Source organism: Curtobacterium sp. MCBD17_030 (assembly GCF_003224255.1).
Taxonomy (GTDB): domain Bacteria; phylum Actinomycetota; class Actinomycetes; order Actinomycetales; family Microbacteriaceae; genus Curtobacterium.
The window spans coordinates 73,393-93,485 of record NZ_QKLI01000002.1; the positions used below are offsets into that span (position 1 = coordinate 73,393).

The 20,093-nt window shown below is 72.6% G+C and carries 18 protein-coding genes, 1 pseudogene and 1 riboswitch; of the genes and pseudogenes, 11 read left to right on the forward strand and 8 right to left on the reverse strand.

The annotated features are described in order from the left end of the window. Window positions 1-26 precede the first annotated feature (26 nt). The 5 genes and pseudogenes from DEI89_RS03100 to ribH all read left to right on the forward strand — a co-directional run bounded on the left by DEI89_RS03100 (window position 27) and on the right by ribH (window position 6,088). Window positions 27-1,403 (forward strand): esterase family protein, encoded by a 1,377-nt coding sequence (locus tag DEI89_RS03100; RefSeq protein ID WP_146236663.1) that lies wholly within the window; start codon window positions 27-29, stop codon window positions 1,401-1,403. Further along, complete coding sequence (locus tag DEI89_RS03105) at window positions 1,400-3,910, forward strand: DUF2156 domain-containing protein (protein ID WP_110902587.1); 2,511 nt, start codon at window positions 1,400-1,402, stop codon at window positions 3,908-3,910. The genes DEI89_RS03100 and DEI89_RS03105 overlap by 4 nt, the downstream gene beginning before the upstream one ends. Before the next feature lie 103 nt (window positions 3,911-4,013). After that, window positions 4,014-4,147, forward strand: a riboswitch (FMN riboswitch). 86 nt (window positions 4,148-4,233) lie between these two features. Next, a complete protein-coding gene (locus tag DEI89_RS03110) occupies window positions 4,234-4,917 on the forward strand; it encodes a riboflavin synthase (RefSeq protein ID WP_110902588.1) in 684 nt (227 codons plus the stop codon). Then, window positions 4,917-5,570, forward strand: a pseudogene (ribB, locus tag DEI89_RS03115) (3,4-dihydroxy-2-butanone-4-phosphate synthase); the annotation flags it as partial. The gene DEI89_RS03110 and the pseudogene ribB, both read left to right, overlap by 1 nt. 38 nt (window positions 5,571-5,608) lie before the next feature. Then, the gene (ribH, locus tag DEI89_RS03120; RefSeq protein WP_110902590.1) at window positions 5,609-6,088 is read left to right on the forward strand and encodes a 6,7-dimethyl-8-ribityllumazine synthase; all 480 of its coding nucleotides are present in this window, start codon (window positions 5,609-5,611) and stop codon (window positions 6,086-6,088) included. Window positions 6,089-6,182: 94 nt separating this feature from the next. On the opposite strand, the gene DEI89_RS17560 is transcribed toward ribH, so the two are convergent. Both DEI89_RS17560 and DEI89_RS03125 read right to left on the reverse strand, forming a co-directional pair. Next, window positions 6,183-6,353 carry a hypothetical protein gene (locus tag DEI89_RS17560; protein WP_181421469.1) on the reverse strand — a complete coding sequence of 57 codons (171 nt, stop codon included), beginning with the start codon at window positions 6,351-6,353 and terminating at the stop codon, window positions 6,183-6,185. 67 nt (window positions 6,354-6,420) lie between these two features. Continuing rightward, window positions 6,421-6,969 carry a TetR/AcrR family transcriptional regulator gene (locus tag DEI89_RS03125; RefSeq protein ID WP_110902591.1) on the reverse strand — a complete coding sequence of 183 codons (549 nt, stop codon included), beginning with the start codon at window positions 6,967-6,969 and terminating at the stop codon, window positions 6,421-6,423. 124 nt (window positions 6,970-7,093) lie between these two features. Here DEI89_RS03125 and DEI89_RS03130 point away from each other — a divergent pair, with 124 nt between their 5' ends. From DEI89_RS03130 to DEI89_RS03150, 5 genes are all read left to right on the forward strand, one after another. After that, window positions 7,094-9,121, forward strand: a complete 2,028-nt coding sequence (locus tag DEI89_RS03130; protein WP_110902592.1) for an aldo/keto reductase — start codon at window positions 7,094-7,096, stop codon at window positions 9,119-9,121. Further along, complete coding sequence (locus DEI89_RS03135; RefSeq protein WP_110902593.1) at window positions 9,100-10,122, forward strand: LacI family DNA-binding transcriptional regulator; 1,023 nt, start codon at window positions 9,100-9,102, stop codon at window positions 10,120-10,122. Before DEI89_RS03130 ends, DEI89_RS03135 begins: the two co-directional genes overlap by 22 nt. A gap of 228 nt (window positions 10,123-10,350) precedes the next feature. Continuing rightward, a complete protein-coding gene (locus tag DEI89_RS03140) occupies window positions 10,351-11,874 on the forward strand; it encodes an MFS transporter (protein ID WP_110902594.1) in 1,524 nt (507 codons plus the stop codon). Window positions 11,875-12,008: 134 nt separating this feature from the next. After that, window positions 12,009-12,575: a flavin reductase family protein gene (locus DEI89_RS03145; protein WP_258366451.1), complete on the forward strand. Its 567-nt coding sequence runs from the start codon at window positions 12,009-12,011 to the stop codon at window positions 12,573-12,575. Window positions 12,576-12,620: 45 nt separating this feature from the next. Next, window positions 12,621-13,235, forward strand: a complete 615-nt coding sequence (locus tag DEI89_RS03150; RefSeq protein WP_110902595.1) for a superoxide dismutase — start codon at window positions 12,621-12,623, stop codon at window positions 13,233-13,235. Window positions 13,236-13,344: 109 nt separating this feature from the next. Here DEI89_RS03150 and DEI89_RS03155 read toward each other — a convergent pair whose 3' ends face one another. The 6 genes from DEI89_RS03155 to upp form a co-directional block, all read right to left on the reverse strand. Beyond that, window positions 13,345-13,920 (reverse strand): TetR/AcrR family transcriptional regulator, encoded by a 576-nt coding sequence (locus tag DEI89_RS03155; protein WP_110902596.1) that lies wholly within the window; start codon window positions 13,918-13,920, stop codon window positions 13,345-13,347. A 123-nt stretch (window positions 13,921-14,043) separates the two neighbouring features. After that, a complete protein-coding gene (locus DEI89_RS03160; protein WP_110902597.1) occupies window positions 14,044-15,531 on the reverse strand; it encodes a serine hydrolase in 1,488 nt (495 codons plus the stop codon). Then, on the reverse strand, window positions 15,528-16,877 hold the full coding sequence (locus tag DEI89_RS03165) for a deoxyribodipyrimidine photo-lyase (protein ID WP_110902598.1): 1,350 nt from the start codon (window positions 16,875-16,877) through the stop codon (window positions 15,528-15,530). Before DEI89_RS03165 ends, DEI89_RS03160 begins: the two co-directional genes overlap by 4 nt. Further along, window positions 16,874-17,362, reverse strand: coding sequence for a MarR family winged helix-turn-helix transcriptional regulator (locus DEI89_RS03170; RefSeq protein WP_258366293.1), 489 nt, complete (start codon window positions 17,360-17,362; stop codon window positions 16,874-16,876). The genes DEI89_RS03165 and DEI89_RS03170 overlap by 4 nt, the downstream gene beginning before the upstream one ends. Window positions 17,363-17,609: 247 nt before the next feature. Further along, on the reverse strand, window positions 17,610-18,407 hold the full coding sequence (locus tag DEI89_RS03175; protein WP_110902599.1) for a winged helix-turn-helix domain-containing protein: 798 nt from the start codon (window positions 18,405-18,407) through the stop codon (window positions 17,610-17,612). A 513-nt stretch (window positions 18,408-18,920) separates the two neighbouring features. After that, window positions 18,921-19,556, reverse strand: coding sequence for a uracil phosphoribosyltransferase (upp, locus tag DEI89_RS03180; RefSeq protein ID WP_110902600.1), 636 nt, complete (start codon window positions 19,554-19,556; stop codon window positions 18,921-18,923). A gap of 102 nt (window positions 19,557-19,658) precedes the next feature. Here upp and DEI89_RS03185 point away from each other — a divergent pair, with 102 nt between their 5' ends. After that, the gene (locus DEI89_RS03185) at window positions 19,659-20,090 is read left to right on the forward strand and encodes a nucleoside deaminase (RefSeq protein ID WP_110902758.1); all 432 of its coding nucleotides are present in this window, start codon (window positions 19,659-19,661) and stop codon (window positions 20,088-20,090) included. Window positions 20,091-20,093 lie beyond the last annotated feature (3 nt).

Sequence of the window (20,093 nt, forward strand, 5' to 3'; positions counted from 1 at the left end):
CAGCTGGGCGGCAGCACGATGAACCCGTGCCATCCGATGTGCTCCAGCTCCCGATCGTCCTCCCGGCCGTGCTCGTGCCGGTGGACGTGGTCGCCGTCGTCCTCGTCCTCCTGACGGTCTTCGGACCACGCGGTCGGGCGAAGGACGCCGGCGTGACCGACCACCCGGCGAGGCGACGGTGGAACCGGGGCCTCCTGGCCGTGCTCGTCCGGATCACGGCGATCGCGGTCGGCGCCGGCATCGGCCTGGTCGCCGTCTGGTGGTTCGGTGACGTCCAGGACCGCTTCGGCGTGTCCTTCACGCCCGTCACGCGCATGTGGGTCGCGTTCACGGCGGCTGCCGTCCTCCTGTTCCTGGTCGTCCTGGTCCAGGGCGGCAACGGCCGCCGGGTCGTCGGGCTCGGAGCTGCCCTGGCGGTCGCCCTCACCGCGGGCCTCGGCATCAACGTCGACTTCGGGGCGTACCGGACCATCGGCGAGGCCGTCACGCCGAACCCCTACCCGACGGGCACCCTCGACCACCAGCACGCGGCCAGGCCCGGCACACGGGTCGTCGACGCGGCGACGTGGACCGCACCGGAGGGGATGCCCGATCACGGCCGTGCCATCGCTGTCCGCATCCCCGCGACGGTCTCGCACTTCCACGCCCGTCGCGCCGTCGTGTGGCTGCCTCCCGCCGCGCAGGTCGTGGACCCGCCGACCCTGCCGGTCCTCGTCGCGCTCTCCGGGCAGCCGGGGCAGCCGGCCGACATGTTCCAGACCGGGCGGCTCGGGTCCTTCCTCGACCACTACGCCGCGGCGCACCACGGCATCGCGCCGATCGTCGTCTCGCCCGACCAACTGGGGGCACCGGGCCACAACCCGATGTGCGTCGACAGCCGTCGTCTCGGGCGGAGTGCGACCTACGTGATGACCGACACGGTCCGGTGGATCCACCAGCACCTCGACGTGGCCTCGGGCAGCGCGGCATGGGGCATCGGTGGCTTCTCGCAGGGGGCGACCTGCGCCATGCAGTTCTCGAGCGCGTACCCGGAGGTGTTCGGCACGACCCTGGCCATCTCCAGCGAGATGGCCCCGGCGAACGGGGACCTCCGGCACACCGTCGCGGTCGGGTTCGGCGGCTCGCGTCCGGCCTACCTCCGGGCCACCCCGGAGGCCCTGCTCGCCGCCCACACGCCGTACCACGACCACCTCACCGTGTTCGGCTACGGCGAGGACGACGCTCCCTACGAGGCCTCGACGCTCGCGCTCCGGGCCGCGTCGAAACGCGCCGGGATCGCCACCACTCTCATCGTCTCGCCCGGCTCGGCCCACGACTGGAACACCGTCCGGTACGTCCTGGGCCACGGCCTCCCCATCGTGATCGCCCACCTCGGGCTGCCCGTGGACGGGGTCCGTCGATGACCGCGAAGGGCGCACCCGACACCGCCGCTCCGGAACAGCCCGCGGCCCCGCCGCATGAGGTCGGCCACGAGGCCGCCGCGCGCGTCCTGCGCGACGTGGGGCGGGCCTCCCGGTCGGTCCGGCACGCCGTCACGCGACAGCCGGTCACGGCCGTCGTCCTGGTCCTGGTGCTGCTGGCGTCGATCACCGCCGCGTCGCTGCGGTTCGCCCAGGGCCGACAGGTGCCGGACGCCCTCGTGCCCTTCCGGGTGTTCGCCGTCACCACCGGTGTCCTCGCGCTGGTCCTGACGCTCACCGGTGTCGTCGTGCTGGTCGGTGCCTCTGAACGGCTGATGGGCTCGCGGCGCACCGTCTCCGCCTTCCTGGCGACGAGCGTCATCGGGGCGGCGGCCGCAGCCGTCGTCGGTCTCGTCGACCCGGACGGCCGCCGTGGTGCCGCCCTGCTCTCCGGGGCCGAGGGCCTGGACCCGTGGACGGCGATCCTGGGCACGGTCATGACGGCGAGTGCCTTCGCCGGCCCGCTCTGGCGTCGTCGGATCCGGGTCAACGCGCTGGCGGTCGTCCTCACGCTCTTCCTCTACGCCGGACACACCGCCGACCTGTCCGCCGTCGTCGCCACGGCCGCGGGCTGGGGACTCGGCGAGGTGTTCCGACGCACCCCGAAGCGCACCGGCTGGACCCGCAGCTCCCACCGCGAGACCCGGGTGCTGCTCGGGACGGTGGTCCTGGTGTCGGCGGTCGGACCGGTGATCGCGCTGGTGTCGCGCGCCCGGGTCGGTCTGCTCGCGCCGCTCGCCGCGGTCGTCGGGACGGGCCCAGCAGACCAGCCCTCCGCCTGTCGCGCCGACGGCGTCGCGGGTGAGTGCCTGCACCGCCTGCTGACCTACCGCGCGACGGACCCCTGGTCCCTGCTGCTCGCGATCGCACCACTGCTCGTGCTCGTCGTCGGGGCGGTCGGTCTGTTCCGTGGCAGCCGCTTCGCGGTGTGGCTCGTCGTGGTGGTCGACACCGTCACCGGGATCGCCGCCGCCGTGACGTACACCCACGTACCCGGACGGGTCGAGCAACTCCGCGGGTCCGAGGACCACGTCGTCGTGGTCCTGTCGATCGCCGCGTCGATCGCGGTCCCGCTCCTCACCGGGCTCGTCCTGCTGCTGCTGCGGCGGTCGTTCACGGTCGCGGTCGCCCGCAGCCGCGTCGTCACCTTCAGCGTGACGGTCCTGGTCGCGGCCGCTGTCCTGGCGGCCGTCGTGTTCGTCGTCGCCGACGCGTCACCGGTGCGGGTGCACGGCCCGCTCGGCCTGGTCGTCGCCGTCCTCGGACCGCTGTCACCGGTCGTGCACCACCGTGACCTGCCGATCCGGGATCCCGGTCTCCGGACGGTGCTGGGCCTCGTCGGCCCGCTGCTGTGGGCCGTCGTGGCCGTCGCCGCGATCCGTCCGGCCGGTGCGACACCCGGCGCAGCCGACTCCGACGTGTCCGCCGCGGACCGTGAGCGTGCCCGCGCGCTGCTCGTGGCGGGTGGCGGCGACACCTTCGGCTGGATGGCGACGTGGCCGGGCAACGCGCACTGGTTCAGCGCGGACGGTCGCGCCGGCGTCGCCTACCGACGGACCGGTGCCGTCGCGGTCGCCCTCGGCCCGTTCGGCTGGCCGGACGCGCGCGGACCGGCGCTCACCGAGTTCGCCCGGTACTGCGACGACAACGGCTGGACGGCGGTCTTCCACGGCATCGACACGACCAGCGCCGCGGCCCTCACCCGGCTCGGCTGGCGCACCCTGCCGGTCGCCGAGGACGCCGCGTTCGACCCGCGTGCCTGGACCACGAGCGGCAGCCGGAAGCAGGACGTCCGCACCGCCGTCAACAAGGCCCGTCGCTCCGGGTCCACCGCCACCTGGTCGTCGTGGCAGGACCTGCCCGTGGCCACCACCCGGCAGATCGAGGCCATCTCCGAGGAATGGGTCGCCGATCGTGAACTCCCCGAGATGGGCTTCACGCTCGGCAGCCTCGACGAGATGCGGGACCCGGCCGTCCGGACCCTCGTCGCGCAGGACGCCGAGGGCACGGTCCTCGGGGTCACGAGCTGGTTGCCGTCCCACCGTGCGGGCCGCGTGGTCGGCTGGACGCTCGACGTCATGCGGCGCCGGAGCGACGCCCCGAACGGCGTGATGGAGTTCCTGGTGGCCTCCGCTGCCGAGGTGATGCGCGACGAGGGCGTCGAACGACTCGGCCTCTCCGCCGCGCCGCTCGCCCGCACGCCCGGTGGCGCATCGACCGGCGACGGCGTCGAGACCCTGCTCGAACTCGTCGGCGGGGTCCTCGAGCCGGTCTACGGGTTCCGCTCGCTGCTCCGGTTCAAGCGGAAGTTCGGCCCGGGACTCGAGCCACTCGTCCTCGCCTACCCGGACCCGGTCGCGTTGCCCGCCATCGGCGTCGCGGTGGTCCGCGCCTACCTGCCCGACCTGTCGCTTCGGCAGGCGCTGGCACTGGTCCGCGGACGCGGCTGAGCCGCCGGACGGGAGGCCCGCTGCACCCCCGAGACGCCGCGTGACGCCCGGCGGACCATCCGCCCACGACGGTCGGGGTGCTGGGGTATCGTCGGTGACACGCAAGCGCTCCGGGGTCGGTGCAAGTCCGAACCGGTGGTGACAGTCCACGAGCGCCGCGCCGGGTCCGCCCGGTGCGGGGTTGACCTGGTGCAATCCCAGGACCGACGGTGAGAGTCCGGACGGGAGGAAGCGCTGACGGAAGGTGATGGTCGTTCCGCGATCCCGCCTGCCGTCCGCCGACGACCGTCGCGCGCACCCGGAGTCCCGTTGAGAGGACACCAGTGTTCACCGGCATCATCGAGGAACTCGGCACCGTCACCGCCGTCGACGAACGAGGCGACTCCGTCGCGCTCACCGTCCGTGGCCCGCTCGTCGTCTCCGACGCGCAGCACGGCGACTCCATCTCGGTCTCGGGCGTCTGCCTGACCGTCGTCGAGCAGAGCCCGGAGACCTTCACGGCATTCGTCATGAAGCAGACCCTCGACATGAGCGCGCACGGGTCGTTGCGGGCCGGCGACCGGGTGAACCTGGAGCGCGCGGCCTCGGTCGGGGACCGGCTCGGCGGTCACATCGTGCAGGGCCACATCGACGGCACCGCGACGGTCCTCCTGACCGACGACGGGGACGGCTGGCGGCGGGTGCGGTTCGCGCTGACGCCGGAGCTCAGCCCGCTCGTGGTCGACAAGGGCTCGATCGCGATCGACGGTGTCTCGCTGACCGTCAGCGCGGTGTCGCCGGAGTCCGTCGCGCCGGACGCCGCCTGGTTCGAGGTCAGCCTGATCCCGGAGACCCTGGCCGCCACGACGCTCGGTGCACGGGTGCCGGGGGACCGCGTCAACATCGAGACCGACGTCCTGGCCCGGCACGTCCGCCGGATGCTGCGGCTCGACGCTGCTGCTGCCGCTGCCGCTGCTGCCGCTGCTGCCGGTGCCGTCGGTGCTCCCGTCGGGGCGGAGGCCCGCTGATGGTCGCCGACACCGCTCCCGTCGTGCCGACCCTCGCCGACGACCTCGGCCTGTCCTCGGTCGCGCAGGCGATCGCCGCCATCGCCGCCGGCCGTCCGGTCATCGTGGCCGACGACGAGCACCGCGAGAACGAGGGCGACGTCGTCCTCTCCGCGGAACTCGCGACGCCGGAGTGGATCGCGTGGACGGTCGCGCACTCGTCCGGGTTCATCTGTGCGCCGGTCAGCGCCGAGATCGCCGACGCCCTCGACCTGCCGCCGATGGTCCAGCACAACGAGGACGTCCGCGGCACCGCCTACACCGTCACGGTCGACGCGGCCGTCGGTGTCACGACCGGCATCAGCGCCCACGACCGCGCACGGACGCTCCGGGTCCTCGCCGACCCGGGTTCGGTCCGCGGCGACCTGCACCGTCCGGGGCACGTCGTCCCGTTGCGGGCACGCCCGGGTGGCGTCCGGGAGCGCGCGGGGCACACCGAAGCCGCGATCGACCTCGTCACCGCCGCCGGACTCCGGCCCGCGGCGGCGATCTGCGAGATCGTCGACGAGCACGGCGGCATGATGCGCCTGCCGGAACTCGTCGGACTCGGGGCACGCGAGGGCGTGCCCGTCATCACCATCGCCGCGTTGGCCGCCTGGCTCGACGCGGCCGACCGGGCGACGGACGTCGCCCGCACCGAAGGGACACACGCATGAGCGGAGCAGGAGCGGCGGAGCGCGAGCTCGTCGACGGCAGCGGCATCCGGGTCGCGGTCATCGCCGGACAGTGGCACGACGTCATCGCGAACGGACTGCTCGCTGGGGCGCAGCGCGAGATCGAACGCCTCGGTGCCACCGCGCAGGTCGTCCCCGTCCCGGGCAGCTTCGAGCTCCCGGTGGTCGCGAAGGCCGCCCTCGAGTCCGGCTTCGACGCAGCGGTCGCCCTCGGCGTGATCATCCGCGGCGGGACCCCGCACTTCGAGTACGTCTCGGACGCGGCGACGAGCGGGTTGACCAAGGTCGCGATCGACACCGGCAAGCCCGTCGGCTTCGGCGTGCTCACCCTGGACGACGAGCAGCAGGGGCTCGACCGCGCCGGACTGCCCGGGTCGAAGGAGGACAAGGGCGCCGAGGCCGCACACGCGGCGATCGCCACGGCCGTCACGCTGCGTGGGCTGCGCGCCTCCGTGTAGCGGGACGGCGTTCGTCCACCGTCGTGCATCGGTACGACGCAGAACGGCCCCGCACCATCAGGTGCGGGGCCGTCCTGCGTGTGGCGGTGTGTGGCTACCGCTTGCCGAACACGTGGATCGGCAGGAAGAAGGAGAGGCTCATCAGCAGCACACCGGCGATGAACACGAAGGCCTGACCGGAGTCGACCTGGAACGCGAACCCGAACAGGTACATCGACACCAGCAGCAGCAGGATCGAGAAAACAGCAGCGAGGACGCGGCCCACGGTGGTACCTCCGGGAATCGAGCGGGTGGATCGCGCCCAGTCTATCCCCAGGACCGGGAGCGACCGTTCACGCAGCCGGTTTCGTCGCGATCAGGCGGTCGACGACCTGGAGCAGTGCCGCCATGTCGACCGAGGCCCGGTCGGGACGGACGTCGCTCGCGGCCCCGAGCGACGCCGCGTGGTAGAGCCCGTCGCCGAGGAGCTTGACCGCCTGCGCCGTGGGGACGTCGTCGAGCGCGTCGACGAGGGTGGCGAGCCAGGCGTTCTCGGTCTCGTCCAGGGTCCGGCCGGCCTCTTCGTACCCGGCCTGCTGCAGGCGCGAGGCCGCGAGCAGGGCGAGGTCGAGCTCGCTGCCGACGAACTGACAGTTCTCGACGAAGTAGCGCGCCGGGCCGTCCTCGGCAGCGCGCATCCGTTCGATGTCCAGGGCGGACAGGTCGGCGAGCCGTTCGCACAGTCCCTCGACCAGGGCGGCCTTGGAACCGAAGTGGTAGAGCAGTCCGCCCTTCGAGACACCGGCGCGCGCGGCGACGGCGTCGAGGGTGGCGGGACGTTCGCCCTCCTCGCACACGATGGCGACGAAGCTGTCGAGGACGCGGTCGCGAGCACTGGCCATGCGCACGAGTCTAGGGACACGCCGGGGGCAGTGTGCTCCGTGAACGTTCACGGTCCCTTGTTCCGCGGGTCTGTACCGGATAGCCTCGCCGCGACCGTGAAGGTTCACGACGAACAGGATCCGCATGTCAGCGCAGACCGCGACCCCCACGCCCACCACGAACGACACGACCCCCGGCTGGGCGGTCCTCGGCCCCGGGGGGATCGCCCGACGGTTCCTCTCGCAGCTGTCGACGAGCAGCGGCCGACTCGTCGCCGCCGGCAGTTCGTCGGTCGAGCGGGCGCAGGCCTTCGCGGACGAGGCCGCCGAGCACGGGTTCCCCGACGTGGTGGCGGGCACCTACGACGACGTCCTCGCCGACCCCCGGGTGGACGCCGTCTACGTCGCGACCGTGCACACCGGGCACGCGGCCCTCGTCCTCGCCGCACTGCGGGAAGGCAAGGCCGTGCTCTGCGAGAAGCCGCTCACGCCGAACCACGGCACGACGATGGTGCTCGTCGACGCCGCACGACAGGCCGGACTGCCGTTGGTCGAGGCGTTCATGTACCGCTTCCACCCGCAGACCGCCGCCTTCCTCGACCTGGTCCGCGACGGCACGGTCGGCACCGTCACCCACGTCGACGCGTCGTTCGCGTTCCGCACCGATGAGCGCTCCGGCCGGCTCTTCGACGTCGAGACCGCCGGCGGCGGGATCCTCGACGTCGGCTGCTACCCGGTCACCATGACCGCGGCGGTCGTGCAGGCCGCGACCGGGGTCGCGGTCGCCGAACCCGTCGAGCTGCACGCCGTCGGGACGCTCGGTCCGACGGGCGTCGACGAGTGGACCGTCGCCAGCGCGACGTACGCGTCGGGCATCACCGCGAGCCTCCGGACCGGCGTCCGCGTCGAGGACACGAACGCGGTCGTCGTGCACGGCACCCGCGGCACGATCGTGCTCCGCGACCCGTGGACCATCGGCGGCGACCCGGTCATCGAGGTCCGGACCGTCGACGCCCCACCTGCCGAGACCTCCTTCGCCGGTGCCGCCCCCTACGGGCTCGAGGCCGACGCCACCATCGACGCCCTGCGCGCCGGCCGGGTCGACGCGCCGCAGATGACCACCGACGAGAGCCTGGCCGCCGCCCGCACCCTCGACCGCTGGCGCGCGGCGATCGGCCTGCGCTACCCGTTCGAGGCCGAGACCGCCGACATCCCGACGGTCAGCGGCCGCCCGCTCACCGTCGCGCCCGACGCCCCGATGACGTACGGCGAGCTGCCCGGCATCGACAAGCGCGTCTCGCGCCTGGTGATGGGCGTCGACAACCAGCCGGACCTGGCCCACGCGAGCGCGATCTTCGACCACTTCGTGGAACAGGGCGGCACCGTCTTCGACACCGGGTACGTCTACGGCGGCGGCGTGCTCGAGGGCCGCTTCGGCGCCTGGGTCCGCAACCGCGGCATCCGCGAGGACGTCGTCGTCATCACCAAGGGCGCACACACGCCGTACTGCGACCCGGAGTCACTCACCCGTCAGCTGCTCGAGAGCCTGGAGCGCCAGGGCACCGACTACGCGGACGTCTACATGATGCACCGGGACAACCCGGACATCCCGGTGGGGGAGTTCGTCGACGTCCTCGACGAACACCGCCGCGCTGGGCGCATCCGGGTCTTCGGCGGGTCGAACTGGACCCCCGCCCGGTTCGACGAGGCGAACGCCTGGGCCGCGGCGAACGGCAGGCACGGGTTCGAGGTGCTCAGCAACCACTTCGGTCTGGCGGAGGCCCTCGACGTCCCCTGGGCCGGGTGCGAGCACGTCACCGACCCGGAGTCGAAGCGCTGGCTCGAGGAGCGCCAGATCCCGCTGCTGCCGTGGTCCTCGCAGGCGCGCGGCTTCTTCACCGGTCGGGCCCGTCCGGACGACACGAGCGACGCCGAACTCGTCCGCTGCTACTACTCGGACGCGAACTTCGAGCGCCTCCGCCGCGCCGAGGAACTCGGGGGGCAGTACGGCGTCCCGGCGACAGCGATCGCCCTGGCGTACGTGCTGCACCAGCCGTTCCCGACCTTCCCGCTGTTCGGCCCGCGGACCATCGCCGAAGCCCGCTCGTCGATGCTCGGCCTGACCGTCGACCTCACGCCCGAGCAGGTGGCATGGCTCGACCTCCGCAGCTGACCGGCACCAGCGGTCGCGCGACGATCCTCGACGTCGCGGCGGCCGCCGGGGTGTCCCGGCAGACCGTGACCCGCGCGGTGAACGGCCTGCCGGGGATCAGCGACGCCACGAAGGGGCGGGTCCTCGCCGCCGCGGAGCAGCTCGACTACCGCCCGTCCCGCTTCGGGCGGGGGCTCGTGTCGGGCGGCACCCACCAGCTCGGGCTGCTCGTCGACGACCTCCGGAACCCGTACTCGCCGGAACTCGCCGCCGCGGTCCTCCGGCTGGCGGCCGCGCGCGGCTGGAACGTGATGCTCGCCGACGTCGGTCTCGCCGGTGACTCCGACCGGTCGGTGCAGGACCTCGGTGCGCAGACCGACGTCGTCATCGGTTCCCTCGGTACCCGCGCTGGGGAGTGGATCGAACGGCTCGGCTCGGTGCCGGTCGTCGAGCTCGACCCGCACGACGCGCCCACCCGCGGTGCCGTCCGGCTCGGCCCGGAGGGGGCGGTGGAGGCCCTCGCGGACCACCTGGTGGCGGTCGGCGTCAAGCACCCGCTCGTCCTCGATGCACCGCCCTCCGCCGAGGCACCGGGCGAGCCGAGCACCCGCGGTGCGCTCCTGCTCGACGCCCTGCGCCGACGGGGGTACCTGCCCGAGCACCTGCACGCCGAGGCTGCCTCCGCCGATGCCGGTGCCGCGGGCACCGCCGCAGCGCTCGCGCGGCACGCCCGTCTCGACGCGGTCGTCGCGTTCAACGACGTGATGGCGCTCGGGGTGCTCGCCGCCTGCCGTCGAGCCGGTGTCGAGGTCCCCGACCGCGTCCGCGTGGTCGGGATCGACGGCCTGACGCTCGGCACGCTCGTCGCGCCGACCCTCACCACGCTCGCGGTCGACCTCGACGAGGTGGCCCGCCACGCGGTGGACCTGGCGCTCGGCATGCTCGACGGGTCGCTGCCGCGGTCCGGCCCGGCTGTGGAGCGGGTGGTCCGGCACCGACTGGTGGTGGGCGAGTCAGCGTGAGCGGCTGATCAACCGATCAACCGATCAACCGATTGGCGGACGGGAGGCGCGGGGCGGTCCGGTTCCGCGCCTCCCGATCGGCGTTGGTTGCATTTGCAACCACAACCGTCTGGACGGTACACTAACGGGACCTTGACGGGACGCGTGACGACTTCCGCGTCCCGTCTCGTCTGCGCTCAGCCCCTGCGGGGCGGCCAGCGCGACACGCTCGAAGTCCTGGAGTCCGCCATGTCCGCACTGCTCACCAGCCCCGTCGCCACCCGGGTCACCACCAATCGTGGCTCCCGGTTCGCCGCGCTCGCGGTGCTCATGCTGCCGGTGCTGCTCATCTCGGTCGACAACACCGTGCTGAGCTTCGCGCTGCCCTCGATCTCGCGCGCCCTGCACCCGGATGCGACGACGCAGCTCTGGATGGTCGACGCGTACCCGCTCGTCCTGGCCGGGCTGCTCGTCGTGATGGGGAGCATCGGTGACCGGGTCGGACGCCGCCGGATCCTCGTGATCGGCGCGACCGGCTTCGCGCTGCTCTCCGCCGTGGCGGCCTTCGCCACCGAGGCCTGGATGCTCGTCGCGGCCCGGCTCGCGATGGGTGTCTTCGGCGCGATGCTCATGCCCGCGACGCTGTCGATCATCCGCAACGTGTTCCCCGACGCCGGCGAACGACGCCTGGCGCTCGCGGTCTGGTCGACGATGTTCGCCGCCGGCAACGCCCTGGGCCCGCTGGTCGGCGGCGTGCTGCTCGCGCACTTCCACTGGGGCAGCGTCTTCCTCGTCGCCGTGCCGATCCTCGTCGTGATGCTCGTCGCCGTGCCGTTCTGCGTGCCGGAGTCCCGCGACCCGGAGCCCGGGCCGGTGGACGTCCCGAGCATGCTGCTGTCCCTCGGCGCCCTCGCCCCGACCGTCTGGGCGATCAAGTCCCTCGTGCACCCGGAGGAGCGGGGACTGGCGATCGCGATGGTCGCCGTCGGCGTGCTCTGCGGCATCGCGTTCGTCCGCCGGCAGCTGCGCTCCCGCACGCCGATGCTCGACATGCGCCTGTTCCGCAGCACCGCGTTCACCGGCAGCGTGCTGATGAACATGGCGGCGATGTTCTCGCTCACCGGGTTCCTGTTCTTCATCGCCCAGCACCTGCAGCTCGTGGCCGGGCTCGACCCGTTCGCCAGCGGCGTCGTGCTCGTCCCCGGCGCGGTGCTGACGATCATCGCCGGCCTCGCCGTGGTGCCCGTCGTCGCGCGTGTCGCTCCGCGCTGGGTCGTGTCCGTGTCGCTGCTGTTCTCGGCCGCCGCGTACGCCCTCGTCGCGGTGCTCGGCCACCACGCCTCGATCGCCGCGCTCGCGTTCGCGTTCGTGCTGCTCGGCATCGGCATCGGCGCGTCCGAGACCGTCACGAACGACCTCATCATCTCGACCGCCCCAGCGCACAAGTCCGGTGCGGCGTCGGCGATCTCGGAGACCGCGTACGAGATCGGTGCCGTGCTCGGTACCGCCGTCCTCGGCACGATCCTGGCCACGGCCTACCGAGCCCACGTCGTCGTGCCGGATGGACTGTCCTCGACGGCGCACACCGCGGCGGGAGAGACCCTCGGCGGTGCCGTCACCGCGGCGACGCAGCTCGGCGGGTCCGCAGGGCAGGCGCTCCTGGAGTCCGCCCGTGCCGCCTTCGACTCGGGTGTGACGACGACGGCGGGCGTCGCGGCGGCGCTCATGGTCGTCGCCGCAGCAGGAGCCGTCGTGATGCTGCGGCGTCGCTGACCCCGGCGTCGCGGCACGCCCGGGATGGGCCGATCCTGTGAATCATGGACCGGCACCCGGGCGCAGGTCCTACGTTGGGAGGTGGCCGCGACGACCGCGGCCGAACCCACGAACGAGGAACGACCACGACTGACATGCCCGACGCCGCTCCGGTCGACGTCCCCCAGCCCGGCACCCCCGCCGCCCCGCCCGAGGTGGACGCCACCACGGCCGACATCACCGCCGCGTACAAGGACGCCTTCCGTGGACACCCGGCCGGAGTCGCCGTGATCACCGCCGAGGGACCCGACGGACCGACCGGCCTCACCGCGTCGAGCGTCGCCTCGGTCGCGGTCGACCCGCCCGTCCTGGTGTTCTCGCTCTCGACCAACTCCGGGTCCGCCGGGGTCGTGCTCGGCGCGCCGCTGTTCGTCGTCCACCTGATGGACGCCCGCGGTGTCGCCCTCGCCAAGCGCTTCGCCTCCACCGGCAGTCCCGCCGCCGACGACCCGATCTGGGGCAGGCTCCCCTCGGGTGACCGCTACCTGCCCGACGCCGCCAGCGCACTGCGCTGCCGACCGCTCTCGACCACGCCGATCGGCGGCTCGACCGTCGTCGTCGCCGAGGTGCTCGACATCGTCGTCGGGCTCGACCGCGGTGAGCCGCTGGTCTACCACAACCGGGAATTCCACTCCCTGACCGATCGTTCCCGGCTCTCGTGAGCCGCGGAGCCCCGCACCCCACACCACCGATCGAAAGGACCGCCCATGGCTGAGTACACCCTGCCCGAGCTCCCGTACGACTACGCCGCCCTCGAGCCGCACATCAGCGGCAAGATCATGCAGCTGCACCACGACAAGCACCACCAGACCTACGTGACCGGCGCGAACACCGCGCTGCAGCAGCTCGGCGAAGCCCGCGAGTCCGGCAACTTCGGTGCGATCAACAAGCTCGAGAAGGACCTGGCGTTCCACCTCGGTGGCCACGTCAACCACTCGATCTTCTGGACCAACCTCGGCCCGGACACCAAGGTCCCGGAGGGCGAGCTCGCCGCCGCCATCGACGAGTTCTTCGGCTCGTTCGAGAAGTTCCAGGCGCAGTTCTCCGCCGTCGCGAACGGCATCCAGGGCTCCGGCTGGTCCGTCCTCGCCTGGGACGTCGTGGGCCAGAAGCTCGCCACGTTCCAGCTGTTCGACCAGCAGGGCAACATCCCGTTCGGTCTCGTCCCGATCTTCATGCTCGACATGTGGGAGCACGCCTTCTACCTCGACTACCTCAACGTCAAGGCGGACTACGTCAAGGCCGTGTGGAACATCGTCGACTGGGAGAACGTCGCCGCGCGCTTCGAGAACGCCAAGTCGCAGAGCTTCGTCACGCTCTGAGCGTCCCCGACGCGGGTCGCTGAGGCGACCACCTGATGACGGGAGGCCCGGTACCAGCTGGTACCGGGCCTCCCGTCATGCGGTCATCGCGTGACGTCCTGACGGAGGCTCAGCGCACACCGACGCCGATCTCGGCCGCCAGCCGCCGAGCGACCCCACGAAGGGCGTCGTCCGTGTGGACGACGTCGCCGTCGAGGACCGCACCCCACTGGACTCCCCGGGCGGCGAGGACGGCGCCGCGGGCCAGCCGGACCGCCTCGTCGTCGCATGCCCCGTGCTCCCGGCACCACGCGGTGAGCGTCTCGACGTGCGTCCGGTGCAGGCGCCGGTGCCGGTCATGACCCGACAGGTACTCGACCGCGCCGAGCTCGAAGGTCAGGCGTGCCGCCAGGAAGCGCTCCCTGACGTGCAGGGCGCCGAACACGTGGACGACGTACTCGGCCAGCCCCCGTTCGTCCGACGTGGGATCGAGGCAGACCGCGAGGACCGGGCCGCTCAGGTGCTCGACGACGGCGTCGATCAGGCCGTCTCGGGAGCCGAAGTGGTAGACGATCGGGTACGCGCTGGTCCCGAGGACCCGACCGAGGCTGCGGACGGAGACGTCCTCGATCCGGGTGCTGTGGAGGTGGTCCGTGACCTTGCAGACGATCGCGGGCTTGAGCGTCGGGTCCGGTTTGCGTGGCATGGTCTCTTCCGGGGCGGTGGTGGGACGGCTGACCGCAACGGGGACCGAGCGGACATGTGTCATGTTACCGGACGGTATCGACCGCCGTGTTCCCGGTTGCGGGCCCGCCTCAGGGCTCCGAGGTCAGGCCGGCGTCGGCTCCGCCCGGACGGTCAGCGTCTGCACCAGTCCCGCGGCGAGCGGCGCGAGCCGGATCTCGACGCACAGGCGACCACGCTCTCCGGGCAGCCACCACCGCAGGTGCGTCGGCGTGCTGGACCCCTCGGCGACGGGTGTCGCTCGCAGGTCGGCGCCGACCGCCTCGACCGCGGTGGCCAGCGCCGCACGTCGGCGGTCCCACGGCACGTCCATCGGGACGTTCGGCGTGCAGATCGTCGCGGCCCGCTCGTCGTCCCAGTCGGCCAGGAGGCCCTGGACGGCTGCCTGCGCCGCTCGCGTCTCCGGGGACACCGTGGTCGGTGGCACCCGCGTCGCCGCAGCACCCCCGGCGGACCGGACGTCCGCGAGGACGAGGTCGTGCGCCTGGGCGGCCGCTGCGGACACCTTCGCCTGCGTGGCGTTCTCGAAGGCGACGACACCGATGCCGGTCGACACCGACCACCGCATGTGTGCCGAGAACCCCGGGTAGCCGCCGGAGTGCGACACGATCGACCCGACGACGGGGTCGTGCTCGACGAACAGGCCGGAGCCGTACCCGGTCGCCCGCGTCGAACCCGGCAGGGCCTCGGCCGGGATCATCCGCATCGCCTGCTGCATCGCCCGGCGCTCGGCCGTCCCCAGCGGTCCGGCCTGGTCGCCGTCCGTGGCCGTGCCCGCTGCCGCAGGGTGTCCCGGGAACGGCGGCGCCGTGCCCTCGAACGCGGCGGCGAGCCAGGAACCCCACCGAGCGAGGTCCCGGACCGTGGAGAACAGCCCACCGATGGCTGAGAACGCTCCCGGTCCCGGGGTCGTCAGAGCTTCCCACTCCGAGCCGTGCCGTCGGTACCCGGTGACCACGTGGCCCCGGGCGTCCCGTGCGGCGAACACCGTGTCGTCGAGTCCGAGGGGCCGGAGGACCCGATCGGTGGCGACGGCGGTGAACGGTGCTCCGGCGACGACGGCGACCACCCGGCCGAGCAGCGCGTACCCAAGGTTCGAGTAGGCGAAGCGCGTTCCCGGGACCGAGTCGAACAGCAGTCCGGCGCGCAGCACGTCGTCGAGGTCGTCGTCGGAGATGCTCTCCTGACGGTCGCCCCACGGGTCGTCGGTGGGGAAGCCCGCCGACATCGTCAGGAGCATCCGGACCGTGGGGGTGGGGGAGTCCGCCGTGGGCAGGACGACGGAGCGGAACGCCGGCACGAAGTCGGTGACCGGGTCGTCGAGGGAGAGCAGCCCCTCCCTGACGAGACCGAGGAGCGTCGTCGCGGTGACGCTCTTCGTGCACGACGCGATCCGGTACACGGTGTCGGCGTCCGGCACCGTGCCGTCCCCGCGGTCACCGGCGCCACCGGAGGCGACGAGCCCGTCCCGGTCGAACACGCCCCAGACACTGCTCGGTGCGATGCCGTCCGCCACGCGCTGCCGGTGCAGCGTGTCGACCACGTCGATCACCGCGGGTGACGGCCGGGTCATGCGCGCCGCATCTCGGCGTAGGCGTCGAGGGCACGCTGCCGTGTGGCCTTGAGGTCGACCATCGGCTCCGGGCGCTCCTCGTCGGTTGGCACCCAGCGGCGGACGTACTCCCGGTGCGGGTCGAAGCGCTCGAGTTGCCGGTCCGGGTTGAACACGCGGAAGTACGGCGCGGCGTCGAAGCCGGAGCCCGCGACCCACTGCCAGTTCGCCGCGTTGTTGGCAGCGTCCGCGTCGACGAGGGTGTCCCAGAACCACTGCTCGCCCGTGCGCCAGTCGACGAGCATGTTCTTCACGAGGAAGCTCGCCGTGGCCAGGCGGACCCGGTTGTGCATCGCGCCGGTGTGCCAGAGCTCCCGCATGCCGGCGTCCACCAGGTCGAAGCCCGTGGTGCCGTGCCGCCAGCGGTCGAGCTCTGCTTCCGAGGCGTCACGCCACGGGAACGCGTCGAACTCCCGCCGGACGTTGGTGCGCGCGATGTCGTCGCAGTGGAAGTACTCGTTCCAGTTGAACTCCCGCCACGCGAGCTGCCGGAGGAACGCGGGTGCGGCCCGGCGCTGGTCGGGCTCCAGCGTCTCGTGCATCCGGTGCCAGACCTGGTACGGGCTGATCTCGCCCCAGCGCAGGTGCGGGGACAGACTGCTCGTCGCGGCCTGCGCGGGTTCGTCCCGCTGGTCGTAGTCGGCGAGGGCCTCGTCGATGAACCGCTCGAGCCGGTCGGACGCGCCGTGTTCACCCGGGGTCCAGGAGTCCCGCATGCCGCCGGCCCAGTCCGGTGCCGTCGGCAGCAGAGCCCAGTCGTCGAGGGCGTCGGACGCCACGTCCGGCGGTGCCGTGATGGTGTCCGGCTCGGCCCACGGGTGCCGGGGTTCGGGCATCGCCTGTGCCGCACGCCAGAACGGGGTGAACACCTTGAACGGCTCGCCCTTGCCGCTGAGGACCGTCCAGGGTTCCCAGAGCAGGTTGGCTGCGGCGCTGTGCGCTTCGGTACCGCTGGCGATCAGGCCAGCCTTGATGCCCGCGTCGAGCTCTCGCTCCACCAGGCCGTACCGCCGGTTCCAGAACACGGCGTCCGCACCGGTCTCCGTCACGAGGGCGGGGACGACCTCGGCCGCCGGCCCGCGACGGAGCACGAGCCGCGAACCGTACTCGCGGAGGTCTGCATCGAGCGCGCTCAGGGACTGGTGGAGCCACCACCGTGCCGCGGCACCGAACGGGCGGATGCCGTCGCTCTGCTCGTCGAGCACGTAGACGACCGTCACCGGTCCGTCGCGGTCGGTGGCGGAGCGGAGCGCCGGGTTGTCCGCCAGTCGCAGGTCGTCGCGCAGCCAGACGACGGAGCCGCTCATGCCGGGCTCCCGACCGAGCGACGGGTCGTCGTGGTCGCCGCTGCGGCCACGCGGAGCTTCGTGCAGAGCTCGGTGAGCGTCCGGAGCTCGGCGTCGTCGAGCCCGGCGCCGACCTGCGCCGCGATGGTGGAGGCGTGCTGCACCGCGACCGCGCGGTACACGTCGAACCCGTGCGGCGTGAGGGCGACGATCACCCCGCGGGCGTCCGTCGGGTCCGGCTGCTTCTCGACGATGCCCTTCGCGGCGAGTCGGTCGACCAGACGGCTGACACTCGGCTGCGTGAGCAGGAGGTGACCGGTCAGGTCACGCATCCGGCAGCGACGGCCGGGCTGCGTCGACAGGTTGAAGCACACGTCGTACTCGTTGAAGGAGATCTCGGCCGACGGGAACTCGGTGTTGAGGTTCCGCATGACGGTGACCTGGGCGCGGAACAACGACTCCCATGCCGCGACCGCTGTGGCCTTCTCGCTGCGGTGATCGCTCACGGGTCTTTCCCTCCGTCTGGTGGACCACCACCCTACCGACGGGGTCGGACACAGAACGCGGGCCGGCCGTCCTGGTGGACGACCGGCCCGCTCCCTTGCACCAAGAGATTCCTGCAATCACATTCCACAGCCGATGCCACAGCAAACACCGTCTGCACGACCGACTGTATAACGGTGCGGTAACGCCGGGGAAGGGCGCCTCGCCGACGAATCCTGCGAGTTGTCCGATCGGCGCACGAGAGCAGGTTCAGAAGAGGTCGGGGGAGGGGGTGGAGGCGTAGCGGACCGAGACGTCGGCGTGGCGGTCGAACCGGTACCCGACGCCGCGGACCGTCCGGACGATCTCCTCGAAGGCGCCGAGCTTCGACCGGAGGCGCCGGACGTGCACGTCGATGGTGCGCTCGTTCGGGGTCTCGTCCTCGCCGTCGGACCACAGACCCTCGATGATGGCCGAGCGGTCCACCGTGCGGCCCTCGCGGAGGACCAGGAACTGCAGGAGCTCGAACTCCTTGAAGGTGAGCGGCGCCGCTTCGCCGTCGAGGACGACGCGCTTCCGGGAGATGTCGATGACGACCCCGGTCTCCTCCGGCTCGGGCTTCTCGGTCTGCTTGCGCGCCGCGACCGCCGAGCGGTCCTGCAGGGCCAGGCGGACCACGTCGACGTCACGCCCGCCGGAGCCCTCGGCAGCGACGGCGACCGCCGCGTACGTCTCGGCGGTCGGGACGAGCTGGGCGGTCAACGCCTTCAGTTGCTCGACGACGGCGGCCAGGGTCGTGCCGGCGGCAGCGGCCGCGGCCTCGTCGAGTCCGACGTAGAGGGCGAACCCGCGGGCCTCCGTGCCCTCCGGCAGCGCACGGTTGCGGGCCGGGGCGACGACCGGGCTGGTCGGGACGGCAGCGCGGTCGGTGACCGGACGGGCGGGCTGCGTCGGCAGGGCTGCGGGGCGACGGCCGCGGATCGGGGTGACGCTGCCGAGGTCGGTCGTGGTCGACGCGGCGCTGCGGAGATCGGGGGTGGTGCGGGGCTGGGCGATGGTGAGCGACATGGTGCGGTCTCCGGGTGGTGCGGGGGCCGAGCGGTGTGGTGGTGCTTCGGCCGGTGTCGAATGCGTCGGCCGGATCAGCCGTGGCCACGACGGCGGTCGCTGCGACAGCGTTCGCCGAGGCGTCCTGCGGTCCGTGGGGACCGGGGCGGATCCGGGGGAGCGGGGTCCGACCTCGTGACGGTGGTGCGCGTCGTCGACGGGGTCGTCACCGGGGGATCACACGCGCGCGACGGGGGTGGTGTCGCGGGGGATCCGGCTGGAACGGGTACCGATCAGGCACACATTCGACAACGCATGACCGCCGTGGTCGGCATCATGATGCCGACGGTCCCCGAGGCCTCGTGGAGGGCGCGAGTGGACACGGTTGCAGTCATGGCATGAGTATCGGCGGTATACCAACGCCGTGTCAACCGTCCGCGCGGACGGTGACGGTTGTGGACAGTCGCGGAGACGACGGACGGGAGGCCCCCACCGGTCCGGTGGGGGCCTCCCGTCGGTGGAGCAGTGCGGTGGCTACTCGGCCAGGCCGTAGAGGCGGTCGCCGGCGTCGCCGAGGCCGGGCACGATGTAGCCGTTCTCGTCGAGACGCTCGTCGAGCGCACCCAGGACGATGGTCACGTCACGGTCGCCGACGGCCTTCTCGAGCGCGGCGAGACCCTCGGGCGCGCCGAGGATGCAGACGCAGGTCACGTCGACGGCACCGCGCTCGAACAGGAAGTCGATCGCGGCGGCGAGTGTCCCACCGGTCGCGAGCATCGGGTCGAGCACGAAGCACTGCCGGTTCGACAGGTCGTCGGGCAGGCGCTCGGCGTACGTCTGCGGCTCGAAGGTGACCTCGTTCCGGGCCATGCCGAGGAACCCGACCTCGGCCGTGGGGACGAGCTTGACCATGCCCTCGAGCATGCCGAGGCCGGCGCGGAGGATCGGTACGACGAGCGGACGCGGCTTCGCGATCGCGACGCCCATCGTCTGCGCGACCGGGGTGGTGATCGGTGTGGCCGTCACCCGGACGTTGCGCGTGGCCTCGTACGCCAGGAGCGTGACGAGCTCCTCCGTCAGGGCCCGGAAGGTGGGGGAGGGAGTGGTCCGGTCGCGGAGCACCGAGAGCTTGTGGGTGATGAGCGGGTGGTCGGCGACGTGGACTCGCATAGGGTCGAGCGTACCGTGCCGCACCACTCCCGGCGGTCGCGGTCCCACCGCACGATCGGAGCACGCGTGGAGCACCCGGCGCACCGGCCCTTCGTCCCCGCGATGGAACGCGCCCTGGACGAGGCCCGCGCCTGTCTCACGACCGACGACGTCCCGGTCGGTGCCGTCGTCCTCGACGCGGACGGTGCGGTGGTCGCGGTCGGACGGAACGAGCGGGAGGCCCGCCAGGACCCGACCGCGCACGCCGAGGTCCTCGCGCTCCGCGCCGCCGCGGCGGTCACCGGTGACTGGCACCTGGCCGGGCACACCCTCGTCGTGACGCTCGAGCCGTGCCCGATGTGCGCGGGCGCGGCCCTCGCGGCGCGGGTGCCCCGGATCGTCTTCGGCGCCTGGGACCCGAAGGCCGGTGCGAGCGGCAGCGTCTACGACATCGCGCGGGACCGTCGGCTGCCGCACCGGGCCGAGGTGGTCGCCGGCGTGCTCGAGGACGAGTGCGCCGCGGTGCTCGACGCGTTCTTCGCCGAGCGGCGCTGAGCC